The sequence below is a fragment of the Microbispora amethystogenes genome, assembly GCF_016863015.1.
GTDB classification, from domain to species: Bacteria; Actinomycetota; Actinomycetes; order Streptosporangiales; family Streptosporangiaceae; genus Microbispora; species Microbispora amethystogenes.
The window spans coordinates 129,315-144,136 of record NZ_BOOB01000021.1 but is presented as its reverse complement, the minus strand read 5'-3'; the positions used below and the strand labels follow the sequence as shown (position 1 = coordinate 144,136).

Here is a 14,822-nt window from a genome sequence, read left to right as displayed (position 1 = left end):
GGCGGGGGGCGTCAGGACCTGAAGTGGGTGGGCATGTTCTGCCCGGCCAGGCAGACGGCGGGCCGGGATCCGCAGACGAGGGCCTGCCCGGCGTACCCGCCGACTCCGGTCATCACCTGCTGGGTCCGTCCGATGACGAACGTGGGAGCCTGCAGGCCGTTGAAGTTCTGGTTGGACCTGCCCGCACCCGACCTGCCCTGCGCGCCGGTGGCCTGTCCGCCGCTGATGATCTGACCCCCGCCGCCACCGCCGCCGGGGTGGGGCGCGTGGAACGCGGTAGCCGCCGTACGGACATGGGGCGAGGTGACCTGTGCGGCGGCCGGCCGCGCGGTGGCGATTCCCGCCGCCGGTATGGCCATCGCGGCCAGGAACGCGGCCAGGAACGCGGCCACGGGCGGGGCCACAGGGCGCGGGGCCAGGGCCGGCCGCCGGATCGCGGGAACCGTCGTGGTGACTGGCGCGAGGTCCGTCGCGGGGACGATCGCGCCGCGCGGGCTCCGCGTGCGGTAGCGGGACATCTCGGTGCGTGCCTTCCTGTTCCTGCCCCGGCGTTCGCTGTCGCTCATCTGGTTCCGCCGGGACGTGACCCTCCTACCCGGCGTGGGACCCCGGTAGTGACGATGAGTAGCCAAGGAACGGTGCTCTGTCACTATGCCCACCGGCATCGGGGACGCCGGTCGACCGGCTCTGCGAAAGGCCGTGTGGAAGGCCGTGCGGAGGGCACCCGCCCAGATGGACGGGCGAGAGCGTGTTGGAGTGCGGCCGCCGGGGCCTGCACCGGTTGCGGCTCCGAGTGACGGCGTCTCCAGGCTGCCTCCGGGGTGTCTCCGGGGTGGCCGGTATCCGGTGGCGGCGGCACCGGTCCTCCGGCGGGCGCGCCGCCCGGTCAGTGCACGCTGAAGCCGCCGTCGACACAGATGGCCTGGCCCGTGACGTACGACGCGGCGTCGGAGGCGAGGAACACGGCCACGCCGCGGAAGTCGCCCGGGACGCCGTTGCGGCCGGTCATGGTCCGGGCGGCCATCGCCTCCACGCGCCCGGGGACGGCCTGGGCGGCAGCGTTGAGCGGAGTCAGCACGAATCCCGGCACGATCGTGTTGGCGGTGACCCCGCGGCCGGACCACGCCTCGGCCTGCGAACGGGTCAGCCCGCACACGGCGGCCTTGGACACGCCGTAGACGCCGCTGTCGCCGAAGGCGCTGATCGACTGCTGGGAGCCGACGTTGATGATCCGTCCCCAGCCGCGGGCGGCCATCCGGGGGCCGAAGTGCTGCCCGAGCAGGAACGGCGCGGTGAGGTTGACGGCGATGGTCTGGTCGTAGTCGCCGGCGGTGAGGTCGGCCATGGGCCTGCGGATGTTGTTGGCGGCGTCGTTGACGAGGATGTCGACGTCGCCGAAGAATCCGTGCGCCTGCTCGCACACGCGGTCGATCGCGGCGCGGTCGCCGAGGTCGGCGCTGATCGTCGCCGCCCGCACTCCGTGGCCGTCGAGCCGGGCGGCGGCCTCGGCGAGTTCCCTCTCCCGGCGGGCGACCAGGATCACGGCCGCCCCCGCACGCCCGAGGGACTCCGCCATCGCGTATCCGATGCCGGAACTGCCTCCGGTGACCAGGGCCACCCGGCCGGTCAGCGAGAAGAGCTCTTCGATGTGGATCGGCACATCGGGTGACGCTAGCAGCGGCCCGCCCCGGTCCGGCGCCCACCCCTGCGCACTCCCACGGGCCGCGCGGGCGGTCAGCCGCGCCGGGGGAGCCCTCTGGTGGACGCCGGATCGTCCGCGGCCTCGGCGGCCTCGGTGGCGTGGGCGGCGACGCCGGAGGAGAGGTCGTCGATGACGCCGTTCACGGCATCGGTGACGGTCTCCTCGGCGTGCAGGTCGCGCATCGCGTCCTCGATCTTGCGCATGACCGTTTCCATGGTGCGCAGGGTCTCGGTGTCGAGCCGCCGCAGGAGGCGGACGTAGCCGCCCGTGCCGGCTTCGATGATCTCGCCGGTGAGCCGCCGCCCCGCCTCGGTGAGCTCGACCAGGCGTACGCGGCGGTCGTGGGGGTCCTCGTGCCGGGTGACCAGGCCCTGCGCGACCACCCGGTCGACGATGCCGGTGACGGTCGCCAGGCCGACGCCGAGGTGGCGGGAGAGCTCCTGGCCCGAGGTGGGCCCCGCGAACGACAGGAGCATGACGACCTTGAACTGCTGCATGGTCAACGTGGAGGCCATCAGCGGCATCGAGCGGTCGCGCGCGAAGAAGCGGCCCAGGCTACGCTGGAGATCCGCGAGCCTGGTGATGATCTCTCCGCGCTCGGTCTCCTCTTCCGCGGTGGCCTCCCCGGGGGTGGCCTCGTCCGCGCGGGCGTGGGCGTACGGGCGGCCGGCCGGGGGGCGGGGGCCGCTCGTCCGGTCCGTCTCCGGGCTCCCTTCCCGGCTCGCGTACGGGGTCTCCTCGGATCCCGTTCCGGTGCGGGGGCGTCGCTCGGCTGCGCTGTCGTTCACGTTCCACCTCTCGTCACGAGAGGTTACCAGCGTTTAATACACCGGCTAAATGTTAGGGCCATGCGAAGTGTTAGGGTTGCGCCAAACACTTCCTCCGTTGTCAGGAGTTCGGATGACCTCCTTGGCCAGGCTGAGCCTTGCCAACCGCGCACTCGTGATCATGGTCGCGCTGGTGCTCGCGGGATTCGGCCTCTTCGCGATCCCCTCGCTGAAGCAACAGCTCTTCCCGTCCCTGGAGTTCCCGGCGGCCTTCACGGTGGCGAGCTATCCCGGGGCCGCTCCCGACATCGTGGAGGAGCAGGTCACCAAGCCGATCGAGAGCGCCTTCCAGGGCATCGCCGGCGTCACCGACATCACCTCCACCTCCCGTGAGGGGATGTCGCAGGTGCAGGTCGCCTACGAGTACGGCACCGACATCGACCAGATGACCGGCAAGATGCAGCAGGCCGTGAGCCGGATCAAGGCGCAGCTTCCGGCCGACGTCGACCCCCAGGTGGTGGCGGGCAGCACCGACGACATCCCGGTCATGGCGATCGCCGTGGGCGACGGCGGCGACGAGCACGCCATGGCCGACAAGATCGAGCGCATCATGGTGCCGGAGCTGCAGTCGATCGAGGGCGTGCGCGACGTCACCGTCAGCGGAGCCCGCGAGCAGCAGGTCGTCATCACCCCCGATCTGGGCAAGATGGCCTTCCTGGGGCTGTCGGCCGCCGCGATTCCCGACCTCCTGCGGGCCAACGGGGTGTCCATCCCGGCCGGCACGCTGACCGAGGACGGCAAGTCGCTGACCGTGCAGATCGGCGATCCCGTCCGTTCGGTGAAGGACCTGGAGAACCTGTACCTCACCCCCGCGAGCGCCCCGGCCGGGCAGGCGGGCGGAAGCCAGCGCGGGGCGGCCGGGGGTCAGGGGCTCCCCGGCCAGGCGCCGGCCGGGCGCGGCGCGACAGCCGGGGGAGCCGGTGCGGCGGGCGGCGCGGCGGCTCCGGCCAGGGCGCCCAAGCCGGTCAAGCTGGGCGACGTGGCCGACATCAAGATCGAGAACGCCACCGCGACCACCATCACCCGCACCAACGGCTCACCCAGCCTCGGCGTCTCGATCACCATGGTCCCCGACGGCAACGCGGTGCAGATCTCCCACGACGTCAACGACGCCCTCCCGGGGCTGACCCGCGCTCTCGGCGACAGCGCCGAGCTGAACGTCGTGTTCGACCAGGCGCCGTACGTCGAGAGGTCCATCGAGGACCTCACCACCGAGGGCCTGCTGGGCCTGGCGTTCGCCGTGCTCGTCATCCTGGTGTTCCTGCTGTCGGTGCGTTCGACGCTGGTCACGGCGGTGTCCATCCCGCTGTCGGTCGTGATCGCCCTGATCGCGCTGTGGGCGGGCGACTACTCGCTCAACCTGCTCACGCTGGGCGCGCTGACGATCGCGGTCGGCCGGGTCGTCGACGACTCCATCGTGGTGCTGGAGAACATCAAGCGCCATCTCGCCTACGGCGAGGAGAAACGGAGTGCGGTCCTGACGGCCGTACGCGAGGTGTCCGGCGCGGTCACCGCCTCCACGCTGACCACGGTCGCGGTGTTCCTGCCGATCGGCTTCGTCGGCGGGCTGGTCGGGGAGCTGTTCAGCTCCTTCGCCATCACGGTCACCGTGGCGCTGCTGGCGTCGCTGCTGGTCGCGCTGACCGTCATCCCGGTCCTGGCGTACTGGTTCCTCAAGGCGCCGAAGCTCACCCCGCAGGAGGCGCAGGCCGTACGCGAGGACGCCGAGCGCAGGGAGCTGCGCAGCCCGCTGCAGCGGATCTACCTGCCGGTGCTGCGCTTCGCGACCCGGCGGCGCCTGGTGACGGTGCTCATCGGCGTCGTGGTGTTCGCCGCGACGATGGCGCTGGCGCCCAAGCTGAAGACCAACTTCCTCGACTCCTCCGGCAACGACACCACGCAGATCAGCCAGCGGATGCCGGCCGGGACCGACCTCGCGACCACCGACGCGGCCGCCAAGGAGATCGAGGAGGTGCTGGCCGCCGACCGGGACGTGAAGTCCTACCAGGTGACGGTCGGCGGCGGCAACCGCTTCCTCGGCGGGCTGGGCGGCGCCTCCGACCGCGCCTCCTACTCCGTCACCCTGCAGGAGGGCGTGGACACGCCCGTCCTGGAGGAGCGGCTGCGTGAGCGGCTGAAGGGCCTGTCCGGCATCGGCGACGTCACCGTCGGCGGCAACGGCGGCGGGGGCGGGTTCAACTCCGACCAGGTGCAGGTCATCGTGCAGGGGCCCGATCAGGACGCGCTGAAGACGGCCGCCGCCTCGGTCCGCGACGCCATGGCCGGCGTGGACGGCCTGCGGGACGTCTCCTCCAACCTCGAAGACAGCATCCCCCGGGTCGAGGTGCACGTGGACCGCGAGAAGGCCGCCGCCCGCGGCCTGACCGAGGCCGGCGTCGGGCAGCTGGTCGCGCAGGCGTTCCGCGGCGCGCCGGTCGGCTCGATCGACGTGGACGGCCGCTCCAGCGACGTGATCCTGCGCGGGTCCGGCGACGCCCCCGACGACCTCGCCGCGATCAAGAAGCTCACCGTGCCCACCGCGACCGGCCTGGTGAAGCTGTCCGATGTCGCCGACGTCGTCAAGGCCGACGGGCCGACCCAGATCACCCGCCAGGACGGCGACCGCACCGCGACCGTGTCGGGCGCGGCCGACGCCTCCAACCTGGGCGCGATCACTGCCAAGGTCACCGACAAGCTGAAGACCCTGACGCTGCCGTCCGGGGTGACGTACAAGATCGGCGGCGCGAGCTCCGACCAGCAGAAGGCGTTCGCCGACCTCGGCATGGCGATGCTGATCGCCATCGCGATCGTCTTCATGATCATGGTGGCGACGTTCCGCAGCCTCGTGCAGCCGCTGATCCTGCTGGTGTCGATCCCGTTCGCGGCGACCGGCGCCATCGGACTGCTGCTGGTCACCGACACCGCGCTCGGCGTGCCCGCCCTGATCGGCATGCTGATGCTGATCGGCATCGTCGTCACCAACGCCATCGTGCTGATCGACCTGATCAACCAGTATCGCGAGCAGGGGCTCGGCGTGACCGAGGCGGTCATCGAGGGCGGCCGGCGCCGCCTGCGTCCCATCCTGATGACCGCGATCGCGACGATCTGCGCGCTCACCCCGATGGCGCTGGGCGTGACCGGGTCGGGCGGGTTCATCTCCCAGCCGCTGGCCATCGTCGTGATCGGCGGCCTGCTGTCCTCGACGCTGCTCACGCTGGTCCTGGTGCCCGCCCTCTACGTCATCGTCGAACGGCTGAAGGAGCGCATGCGCCGCGCTCCCGCCCGGCCCGGGGGCGACGACGGCGAGGTCACGGTGTACGACGAGGAGGCCCTCGAACCCGCCCGATGAGGTGCCTGTGACGGCGCCATGAGGGCAGCATGGAGGAAGGGAGGACCCCGGGACGGTCCCCGCGACGACCGTCCCGGGGTCCTCCCGCGTCCGGCGGGCGGCGGCCCTCAATAGACTGGGCCAACGTGAGTGCCAAGCCGCGTATCCCGAATGTCCTCGCCTCCCGTTACGCCTCGCCGGAACTGGCCCGCCTGTGGTCACCCGAGCACAAGGTGGTGCTGGAGCGCCGGCTCTGGCTGGCCGTCCTCAAGGCACAGGCCGACCTCGGGATCGACGTCCCCGAACAGGCGATCGCCGACTACGAGAAGATCGCCGAGCAGGTCGACCTCGCCTCCATCGCCGACCGGGAGAAGATCACCCGGCATGACGTGAAGGCCCGCATCGAGGAGTTCAACGCCCTCGCCGGGCACGAGCACGTCCACAAGGGCATGACCTCCCGCGACCTGACCGAGAACGTCGAGCAGCTGCAGATCCGCGACAGCCTGCTGCTGGTGCGCGACCGGGTCGTGGCGCTGCTGGCCCGCCTGGCCCGCCTGGCCGCCGAGCACGCCGCCACCGTCATGGCCGGCCGTTCGCACAACGTCGCCGCGCAGGCCACCACCCTCGGCAAGCGCTTCGCCACCGCCGCCGACGAACTGATCGTCGCCTACGAACGGCTGGAGAACCTGCTCGAGCGCTACCCCCTGCGCGGCGTCAAGGGCCCCGTCGGCACCGCGCAGGACATGCTCGACCTGCTCGGCGGCTCCGGCCGGCTGGCCGCGCTGGAGGACCGCGTCGCCGCGCACCTCGGCTTCCCCCGCCGCTTCACCAGCGTCGGGCAGGTCTATCCCCGCTCGCTCGACTACGACGTGCTGACCACCCTGGTGCAGCTGGCCGCCGCCCCCTCCTCCCTGGCCAAGACGATCCGCCTGATGGCCGGGCACGAACTCGTCACCGAGGGCTTCAAGGAGGGCCAGGTCGGCTCGTCGGCGATGCCGCACAAGATGAACACCCGCTCCTGCGAACGCGTCAACGGCCTCACCGTGGTCCTGCGCGGGTACGCCTCGATGGCCGGGGAGCTCGCCGGAGACCAGTGGAACGAAGGCGACGTGTCCTGCTCGGTCGTGCGCCGGGTCGCGCTGCCCGACGCGTTCTTCGCCTTCGACGGCCTGGCCGAGACCATGCTGACCGTGCTGGACGAGTTCGGCGCGTTCCCCGCCGTCATCGAGGCCGAGCTGGGCCGCTACCTGCCGTTCCTCGCCACGACCAAGATGCTCATGGCCGCCGTACGGGCCGGGGTGGGCCGCGAGACCGCCCACGAGGTCATCAAGGAGCACGCCGTCGCCGCGGCGCTGGCCATGCGCTCGCGCGGCGCCGGCAACGAACTGCTCGACCGCCTCGCCGCCGACGAGCGCTTCCCGCTCGGCCGCGCCGAACTCGACGCGCTGCTCGCCGACCGGTCGACCTTCGCCGGAGCCGCCGCCGGTCAGGTCGCGGCGGTCGTCGCGCGGGCCGGGGAGATCACCGCGCGCCATCCCGGCGCCGCCGCCTACACCCCCGGCGCGATCCTGTAGGGACGCCGGTGCGGCCGATCCCGTCGGTGAGCCCGCTGGCCGGTGAGCCCGAGGTCGCCGCCGCCTCCGGCGACGCCGACCTCGTCATGTGGGCGGCGCAGGGCATGCGGCCCGGCGTCCGCGCCTGGGCGTACGGCGACGCGGTGGCGGTGGCGAGCCCGGCGCTGGCGCGGCGCGACCGCCTCGTGGTCAGGGGCGAGCCGGCCCGGGTCGTCCCGCTCCTGCGGCACGCCCTGGCCGAGGCCGGCCCGTCGTTCCGGCCGCTCGGCGAGGCCGCTCTCCTGGAGGAGGTGGTCCGCGCCGCGCCCGAGCTGGAGCTCGCGGGTCACTTCACCTGGATGACGGCCGAGAAGCTCGCCCCGCCGCGTGCGGGCGCCCCGGACCCGGCGCAGGGGGCGTCGGCGGGCGCATGGTCGATCGGGGCGGAGGCCGGGTGGCTGGAACCCGCCGACGAGCCGGAGGTGGCCGCCCTGCTCGCCGCCGCCCACCCCCACTCGTACGCCGTGCCGGGCCTGCCGGGGGTGCGCCGGTGGGCCGGGATCCGCGACGGCGCGGGGGCGCTGCTGGCGGTCGCGGCCGACGCGTGGTCCGCGCCGTCGGTGGGGCTGCTCGCCGGCGTCGCGACCGCCGTGCCCGCGCGGGGGCACGGGCTGGGGGAGCGGGTGTGCCGGTTCGCGGCGTCCGCGCTGCTCGACGCGCACGGGCGGGCGGCACTGATGGTCGACGACTGGAACGCCCCGGCGATCGCCGTCTACGAACGGCTGGGTTTCTCCCGCCGCGGCCTCGGCGTCGCCGCCGTACGCCGCTGAGCCCGGCCTCAGGCGGGCTGGAACAGTTCGACCAGGTTGCCGGCCGGGTCGGCGAGCAGGATCTGCCGCCCGCCGGGACCGGTGACCACGTCGCTCCGGAACGGCAGGCCCGCGGCCCGCAGCCGGGCGACCTCGGTGTCCAGGTCGTCGACGATCAGGTGGACGCGGTTGCGGCCGGCGGCCCCCGCGTCGTCCGGGGTGGCGCGGGCGCCGGAACTGGCCGGGCCGGACAGCAGCAGCCGCAGCGGCCCGCGTACGACGTCGGCGAAGGCGGGCGCGGCGGCGGCCCGCAGGGTGAACCCCAGATGCGTCGTGTAGAAGTCGACGGCCGCCTGCACGTCGTTGACGATGTAGCGGACGCCGGCGAACCGGTCGGGTGATGTCATGGTTGTGCCTCCTCGGTCAGGTTCGTGGAGGGTGGGTGAGGACGGGGAGCAGGTAGCGGATGCGGGTGTCGATCTCGGCGGCGGCGCGTTCGAACGCCGGATAACCGGCCTGGCCGGTCCCGTCGCCGGTGGCGGCCGGGTCGGGGATGCTCCAGTGCAGGTGCCGCGAGTGGCCGCCGGGCTCGGGGCAGACCTCACGGACCTTGTCGCACAGAGTGATCACGTAGTCGAAGCGGCGGCCGGTCAGCGTGTCCAGATGCCGGGGCCGCCGGTCGGCGATGTCGATGCCGTACCCCCTGCGCAGCACGCGAACGGCGTCGGGGTGCGTACGGGGCTTGGGGTGGCTGCCCGCGCTGGCCACGTCGGCGCGGCCGCCGGCGCGGTGACGCAGCAGGGCCTCGGCGACGGGCGAGCGGGCGCTGTTGCCGGTGCACACGAACAGCACCGAGGACGTCACGGCGGGCGTCGCAGGGGACGTGACCGGATCGCCCGCGGCCGCCGGCTGTGCGGGCACCAGGCGCAGCGCGGGATGCAGGGCGGTGCCCGCGGCGGCCAGCGTCTCCGCGCAGCGCTCCAGGTCCAGGCGGTAGTAGCTGTCACGGCCGTCGTGGCTGCTGCGCCGGGCCGTGACCAGCCCGTCCGAGCGCAGGAGCCGCAGGTGGTAGGAGACCACGTTCTGCGGCTCGCCGACCAGCGCCACCAGCTCCCGCACGCGCAGGTCGCCGTATGCGAGCTCGCTCAGCAGCCGCCACCGCACCGCGTGCGCGGCCAGCCGGACGAACGCCGGCGGGACGGCGTGCGCGGACGACACCATGACGAGCATGGTACATCAAACTGGTTTGATTGATCTGCCCCGTAGCGGGTCGGGCGCGCCTGTCTTAGGCGCCTCTGTCTTAGGCGGCTCTGTCTCAGGCGGCGCGGACGGCGTCGGCCAGGCGGGGATTCAGGCCGTCCAGCACGCCCGGCAGATCGCGCAGCGTGGTGACCCTCACCACGGAGCCGGCGGGTTCGCCCGACGAGGCGAAACCGGGGGAGGGCTCGGCGCGGTAGCGGTCGAGCCAGACGCCGTGCATGCCGACCCGGGCGGGCGCGACGGCGTCCAGCAGCAGGTTGTCGCCGACCATCAGCACTTCCTCGGGCCGCAGCCCCAGCTTCGCCGCCGCCCGCAGGTAGCACTCCGGGGCCGGCTTGAACGCGCCGAGCGTCTCGGGGGTCAGGACGACCTCCATGCGGTCCATCAGCCCGAGGCGCCGCAGCTTGGCCTCCTGCTGCACGGGATCGCCGTTGCTGAGCACGCCCAGTGTCAGCCCGTCGCCGAGCGCCGCGAGTGTCGCGGCCACGTCGGGGAAGGCGGCCCAGGCGTCCTCGTAGTGGGTGAGGAACCCGGCGAAGGCCGCGTCCGGGTCGGCCGGCGCGGGCATGCCCAGCCGGTCGCAGAACTCCCGCAGCCGTCTGCGCCGCTGCTCGGCGAACGAGCACTCGCCGGCGTGCCAGGCCGGCAGATGCTTGTCCTCCAGGTCGAGCCACAGCGCCGGCGCCTCCGGCAGCAGCTCATGGCCGGGGCAGACCGTCTCCATCCAGCGGGTCGCGGCGTGGGCGACGGCCCGGCGATGGTCGAAGAGGGTCTCGTCGAGGTCGAACAGTATGGCCCTGATCACGAGTCCCCATCTTCACGGTGATGTGTTTCCGGTGCGTTTCGGAAGCGTGAAAGGCTGCGTGAAGATCGCAGTCAAGTGACCGCCTGCGGAGTGTTGGGGTAGGAAATATCCTACCTAAGCGATGACAGGTAGGAGATTTCCTACGTATTATGGAACGCGTGGACATCACTCCCGCCGCCCCCGCGGAAGACGAGATCTTCGCCGCCCTCGCCAGCCCGGTGCGGCGCGAGGTCCTGCGCCTGCTGCGCGAACAGGGCCCCCAGTCGGTGCAGGACCTGGCCTCCGGCTTCGCGATGGCCCGGCCCAGCTTCTCCGAGCACCTCCGCGTGCTGCGCGAGGCGGGCCTGGTCAGCGAACGCCGCGACGGCAGGCGCAGGCTCTACCGTCTGGAGGCCGTCCCGCTCGCCCGCGTCCGCGACTGGCTCGACCCGTACGAGCGGTTCTGGCGCGGCAGGCTGACCGGCCTGCGCGACCTGCTCGACGGCATGGACGACACAGACGGCACAGACGACATGGATGACATCGGGGACGCCGCCGCTCTCGGCCGTACCGGAGACCAGGAGACGAGATGAACGAGATAAACGACGTGAACGACACCGGCGACCTGGCCGTGCTGCGGCTCGACGAGTTCCTGGCGCATCCGCCCGCCCGCGTGTGGCAGGCCCTGACCGACCCCGGGCTGCTCGCCCGGTGGTTCATGCCGGGAGACTTCCGCCTCGCCGTAGGCCACCGCTACACCATGGCCGGCATGGCCATGCCCGGCACCGGGTTCTCCGGCACCGTGCAGGCCGAGGTGCTGGCCTTCGAACCCGAGCGCATGCTCCGCCTCGGCTGGCGCGACGCCGACCCCGCCAGCCGCGCCGCCGCCGACTGGACGATCACCTGGACGCTCGAACCCGAAGGCAGGGGCACCCGGCTGTTCCTCACCCACGAGGGCTTCGATCCCGGCAGCGAACTGCAGCGGCGGGCCCGATCCATCATGGACGGGGGATGGCGCCATCTGCTGACGGACCGCCTCGCCGCTGTCCTGTGACCGCCCGGCCCCGAGCCGGGGCAGGGGAGAGCGGGTGAAACTTTCCGGCCCGGGTCGCGGCCGAGCAGCGGCGACGCCGCCGCATTAGTTTGGACGGTTGACTTATTCCGCCGGGCGATCTTACCGTGCGGAGGCTTTCGCTCGCATGGTGCGAGCAGCGGCTTTCCGTCCACGATGACCCGTCCCGAAGGAGCGCAGATGCCCGACACCACGCCTGGGACGGCGAGTCCCGGCCCGCACAGCGGCTCCCGAAGCGGCCGCCGCGGTGGTACGGCGGCTCTGGCGGCCGCGCTGGTCGTGGGCGGCCTCGCCGCCGGGGTCCCGGGAACGGCGACCGCCGCGACCGGCTGCGCCGTCACCTACACCACCAGCGAGTGGCCGGGCGGCTTCAGCGCCGCCGTCACCGTGCAGAATCTCGGCAGCGCCGTCAACGGCTGGACGCTCGCCTTCACCTTCCCCAGCTCGGGTCAGAAGGTGACGACCGGCTGGTCGGCCAACTGGAGCCAGAGCGGGCAGAACGTCACGGCCACGAACGTGGATTACAACGCCGCCATCGCCACCGGCGCGTCCGTCTCGATCGGGTTCAACGGCTCGTGGTCGGGTTCCAACCCCAAGCCGGCGGCTTTCACGCTCAACGGCGTGACCTGCACCGGCTCCACCACCACCTCGTCACCCACCCCCTCGGTGACGCCGACGGTGACGCCCACCGTCACCCCCACCGTGACACCCTCGGCGACTCCCACGGTGACTCCCACGGTGACGCCCTCTGCGACACCTTCCGCGACGCCGACGGCGACGCCCACGACCGGGAAGCCCACCGTCGCCGCCGACGGCACCGGCACCTACCGGACGGTGCAGGCCGCGATCGACGCGGTGCCGACCGGCAACTCCAGCAGGAAAGTCATCACGATCAAGCCCGGAACCTACCGGGAGATCGTCACCATCCCGGCGAACAAGCCGTACATCACCCTGCAGGGCCTCGGCTCCTCGGCCAGGGACGTCCTGATCGTCAACAACCACGCGGCCGGCGCGTACGGCACGTTCAACAGCGCCACCGCGTTCGTCAACGGCCACGACTCCGCCCTCACCAACCTGACGGTCTCCAACGACTACGTCGAGGACGGCTCCACCGTCAACCAGCAGGCGGTCGCGCTGAACCTCAACGCCGACCGGGCGACCCTGTCGAACGTACGGCTGCTGGGCGACCAGGACACCTTCCTGGTCAACGCCTCCGCCCGCGCGTACGTCAGAAGCTCCTACATCGACGGCACCGTCGACTTCATCTTCGGGGACGGCACCGCCGTGCTGCACGACTGCGACATCTACGAGAAGCGCAGCAGCGGCGCCCCCATCACCGCGGCCAGGACCGACGCCGCCAAGCCGTACGGGTTCCTCATCTACAAGTCCCGGATCAGCGGCGCGACCGGCGACACCACCCAGCTGGGACGGCCCTGGGGTCCCAACGCCCAGGTGCTCTACCGGGAGTCCACCCTCAGCTCGACCATCAAGACCTCCCAGCCCTGGACCGACATGTCGGGCAACTCATGGAAGAACGCCCGCTTCTTCGAATACCGGAACACCGGCGCCGGAGCCACGGTCAACGCCAACCGCCCGCAGCTGAGCGACGCGCAGGCCGCCAACTACACCCCGCAGAAGTACCTGGCCGGTTCCGACGGCTGGAACCCCGTGAGCTGACCTGCCTGAGCTGACCCGGCCCGGCAGGCACGCTGCCCAGCAGGCACGCGGCCGGCGGACCTACGGCGGCCCGGGGATCAGCCCTCCCCGGGACCGCTCTCCCCGCCGGGCGCGGTCCGCCCGGCCCGGCCGCCGCCACGGCGGCGCAGCAGCGGGTGCGACCCCATCGCCACCTCCAGCTCGCCGGGCAGATCGTCGCGGTAACGTCCGAGCGTCGACAGGTCGCTGTGCCCCAGCACCCGCCGCACCGCGTCCATGTCCGTGCCGTCGGCCAGCAGGTGCGTCGCCGTCGTGTGCCGCAGCCCGTGCGGCGTCACCTCCCGGCTCCGCCCGGGCTCCACCCCCTGCCGCACCCGGTCGATCACCGCCTGCACGTCGCCCCGGGCCAGCCGCCTGCCCCGCCACGACAGCAGCAGCGCCTTCTCGCCGTCCCCGGCCACGCGCACCGCGAGGTACGCGTCCAGCGCGGCGGCCACGTCACGGGGGAGCGGCACGTCGCGGGTACGCCCGCCCTTGCCGAAGATCCGCCAGTAACGCATCCCGTCGTTGGTGTAGAAATCCTCCACGTTCGCCCGCACCAGCTCCGACACCCGCGGCCCCAGCGCGGCCAGCAGCATCACCACCAGCGCGTCCCGTACCTCGGTCCGTTGATCCACCCGGCGGCGGCGCCCGTCCGAGCCGCCCGGCTCAGGCGGCGGGGCGGGGGAGCGGGCCGCCTCGATCAGGCCCTCGGCCTGCTCCCGGGTCAGCGCCCGGCGTTCCGGCCGCAGCCCGCCCCGCTCCCGTGCCCGCACCGACGAGGCGGCCATCGGGTCCAGATGCACCCACCCCGCCGACGCGGCATGCCGGAACAACGCCGACACCGACCGGCGGAACCTCGCCTGCGACGCCGCGCTCTGCCCCGGACCACCCCGCGGGGTCGCTCCCCGCGCCCCACCTCCACGAGAGGCACCGTCACCCGACGAGCCCTCGTCGGCCGTGCCGTCCTCACCGCGCCCGCGCCGGCGCTCGTCCGGCTTGCGCGCGAACGCCAGCAGCACCGCGTCGACGTCCTCACCGGTCAGGTCGTCCAGCACCCGGGCGTCGCCCGCCAGCCGTACGAACGTGGCCACGTCCCGCGCGTACACCTCGGCGGTCGCGGGCGAGAGCGCCCCGGTCACGGTCTTGGCCCGGACCAGCTCCACATAACGGTCCGCGGCCTCCTGCACGGTCAGCCGGTTCACCTGCGGGGGCAGCATGATCGACACCGTACCGCCCGGGACCGACAACAATCATCCGGCCCCGAACCGGCGTGGAACCGCGCGGCCACCCGCTCCGGGAGCAGGCGCCGTTTCTACTCCACGCCGAGCGCGTCGACGAACCGCTCCGCCTCGCTCTGGCTCATGCCCGTCTCACCGCGCACCAGGAACACCGCCTGCTCCACACGGCCCGCCTCCTTCAGCTCCCGCGCCCGCGCGGCCAGGTCGTACCCGTGACGCGCCGTGGCCACGGGCAGCGGCCGGCCCGCGCCGATCCCGTCGGCCAGGTCCTTCGCCTCCTTCAGCCCCAGCCCGGTCTCCTCGCGGATCAGCTTGATCGCCTCGATTTTCTTGTTCTCCGCGTACAACTCCCGTACGCGCTGCAGCAGAGCTGCCGAGACCGGTGGCGCCAAGCCCGGACTGCGCCAGGCGAGCGGACCCGCGGGCCGCGCACCTGCCCGCACGGCGGCGAAGACGACGAAGAAACCAAGCAGCACGATCACGATGACGCCGAGGAGCACGAACTCCATCGGACCCAGGTTAGGCATGTGGTGATCGTAAAACGCGCGTCG

At 72.5% G+C, this 14,822-nt stretch carries 14 protein-coding genes; 6 read left to right on the top strand and 8 right to left on the bottom strand.

Going from position 1 to position 14,822, the window contains the following annotated elements:
- Window positions 1–11 precede the first annotated feature (11 nt).
- The 3 genes from Mam01_RS16525 to Mam01_RS16515 all read right to left on the bottom strand — a co-directional run bounded on the left by Mam01_RS16525 (window position 12) and on the right by Mam01_RS16515 (window position 2,490).
- Entirely contained in the window at window positions 12–566 is a 555-nt protein-coding gene (locus tag Mam01_RS16525; protein WP_204286197.1) for a hypothetical protein, read from the bottom strand.
- 320 nt (window positions 567–886) lie between these two features.
- Window positions 887–1,660, bottom strand: a complete 774-nt coding sequence (locus tag Mam01_RS16520) for an SDR family NAD(P)-dependent oxidoreductase (RefSeq protein WP_204286196.1) — start codon at window positions 1,658–1,660, stop codon at window positions 887–889.
- A 74-nt stretch (window positions 1,661–1,734) separates the two neighbouring features.
- Complete coding sequence (locus Mam01_RS16515; protein ID WP_239101361.1) at window positions 1,735–2,490, bottom strand: MarR family winged helix-turn-helix transcriptional regulator; 756 nt, start codon at window positions 2,488–2,490, stop codon at window positions 1,735–1,737.
- Between the two features lie 112 nt (window positions 2,491–2,602).
- Here Mam01_RS16515 and Mam01_RS16510 point away from each other — a divergent pair, with 112 nt between their 5' ends.
- The 3 genes from Mam01_RS16510 (at window position 2,603) to Mam01_RS16500 (ending at window position 8,240) form a co-directional block, all read left to right on the top strand.
- Window positions 2,603–5,878 carry an efflux RND transporter permease subunit gene (locus Mam01_RS16510; RefSeq protein WP_204286195.1) on the top strand — a complete coding sequence of 1,092 codons (3,276 nt, stop codon included), beginning with the start codon at window positions 2,603–2,605 and terminating at the stop codon, window positions 5,876–5,878.
- Window positions 5,879–6,003: 125 nt separating this feature from the next.
- On the top strand, window positions 6,004–7,431 hold the full coding sequence (purB, locus tag Mam01_RS16505; RefSeq protein ID WP_204286194.1) for an adenylosuccinate lyase: 1,428 nt from the start codon (window positions 6,004–6,006) through the stop codon (window positions 7,429–7,431).
- Between the two features lie 8 nt (window positions 7,432–7,439).
- Window positions 7,440–8,240 carry a GNAT family N-acetyltransferase gene (locus Mam01_RS16500; protein ID WP_204286193.1) on the top strand — a complete coding sequence of 267 codons (801 nt, stop codon included), beginning with the start codon at window positions 7,440–7,442 and terminating at the stop codon, window positions 8,238–8,240.
- Between the two features lie 8 nt (window positions 8,241–8,248).
- Here the strand turns inward: Mam01_RS16500 and Mam01_RS16495 are convergent, their stop codons facing one another.
- The 3 genes from Mam01_RS16495 to Mam01_RS16485 form a co-directional block, all read right to left on the bottom strand.
- The gene (locus tag Mam01_RS16495) at window positions 8,249–8,626 is read right to left on the bottom strand and encodes a VOC family protein (protein ID WP_204286192.1); all 378 of its coding nucleotides are present in this window, start codon (window positions 8,624–8,626) and stop codon (window positions 8,249–8,251) included.
- 16 nt (window positions 8,627–8,642) lie between these two features.
- Window positions 8,643–9,440, bottom strand: a complete 798-nt coding sequence (locus tag Mam01_RS16490; protein WP_204286191.1) for an arsenate reductase/protein-tyrosine-phosphatase family protein — start codon at window positions 9,438–9,440, stop codon at window positions 8,643–8,645.
- A gap of 94 nt (window positions 9,441–9,534) precedes the next feature.
- Complete coding sequence (locus Mam01_RS16485) at window positions 9,535–10,284, bottom strand: HAD family hydrolase (RefSeq protein ID WP_204286190.1); 750 nt, start codon at window positions 10,282–10,284, stop codon at window positions 9,535–9,537.
- Window positions 10,285–10,442: 158 nt separating this feature from the next.
- Between Mam01_RS16485 and Mam01_RS16480 the strand changes: the two genes are divergently transcribed.
- The 3 genes from Mam01_RS16480 to Mam01_RS16470 all read left to right on the top strand — a co-directional run bounded on the left by Mam01_RS16480 (window position 10,443) and on the right by Mam01_RS16470 (window position 13,012).
- Window positions 10,443–10,856 carry an ArsR/SmtB family transcription factor gene (locus Mam01_RS16480; protein WP_239101360.1) on the top strand — a complete coding sequence of 138 codons (414 nt, stop codon included), beginning with the start codon at window positions 10,443–10,445 and terminating at the stop codon, window positions 10,854–10,856.
- Window positions 10,853–11,317, top strand: coding sequence for an SRPBCC family protein (locus Mam01_RS16475; RefSeq protein WP_204286188.1), 465 nt, complete (start codon window positions 10,853–10,855; stop codon window positions 11,315–11,317). Before Mam01_RS16480 ends, Mam01_RS16475 begins: the two co-directional genes overlap by 4 nt.
- A 198-nt stretch (window positions 11,318–11,515) precedes the next feature.
- A complete protein-coding gene (locus Mam01_RS16470) occupies window positions 11,516–13,012 on the top strand; it encodes a pectinesterase family protein (RefSeq protein WP_204286187.1) in 1,497 nt (498 codons plus the stop codon).
- A gap of 77 nt (window positions 13,013–13,089) precedes the next feature.
- Here Mam01_RS16470 and Mam01_RS16465 read toward each other — a convergent pair whose 3' ends face one another.
- Together Mam01_RS16465 and Mam01_RS16460 are read right to left on the bottom strand one after the other, a co-directional pair.
- The gene (locus Mam01_RS16465; protein ID WP_204286186.1) at window positions 13,090–14,250 is read right to left on the bottom strand and encodes a tyrosine-type recombinase/integrase; all 1,161 of its coding nucleotides are present in this window, start codon (window positions 14,248–14,250) and stop codon (window positions 13,090–13,092) included.
- 95 nt (window positions 14,251–14,345) lie between these two features.
- Window positions 14,346–14,798 carry a ribosomal protein L7/L12 gene (locus Mam01_RS16460; protein WP_204286185.1) on the bottom strand — a complete coding sequence of 151 codons (453 nt, stop codon included), beginning with the start codon at window positions 14,796–14,798 and terminating at the stop codon, window positions 14,346–14,348.
- Window positions 14,799–14,822: the final 24 nt, after the last annotated feature.

Coding starts and splice junctions, on each gene's coding strand:
- Mam01_RS16525 (WP_204286197.1), bottom strand. CDS start 566: ATGAGCGACAGCGAACGCCGGGGCAGGAACAGGAAGGCACGCACCGAG.
- Mam01_RS16510 (WP_204286195.1), top strand. CDS start 2,603: ATGACCTCCTTGGCCAGGCTGAGCCTTGCCAACCGCGCACTCGTGATC.
- Mam01_RS16495 (WP_204286192.1), bottom strand. CDS start 8,626: ATGACATCACCCGACCGGTTCGCCGGCGTCCGCTACATCGTCAACGAC.
- Mam01_RS16490 (WP_204286191.1), bottom strand. CDS start 9,440: ATGGTGTCGTCCGCGCACGCCGTCCCGCCGGCGTTCGTCCGGCTGGCC.
- Mam01_RS16475 (WP_204286188.1), top strand. CDS start 10,853: ATGAACGAGATAAACGACGTGAACGACACCGGCGACCTGGCCGTGCTG.
- Mam01_RS16470 (WP_204286187.1), top strand. CDS start 11,516: ATGCCCGACACCACGCCTGGGACGGCGAGTCCCGGCCCGCACAGCGGC.
- Mam01_RS16465 (WP_204286186.1), bottom strand. CDS start 14,250: ATGCTGCCCCCGCAGGTGAACCGGCTGACCGTGCAGGAGGCCGCGGAC.
- Mam01_RS16460 (WP_204286185.1), bottom strand. CDS start 14,798: ATGCCTAACCTGGGTCCGATGGAGTTCGTGCTCCTCGGCGTCATCGTG.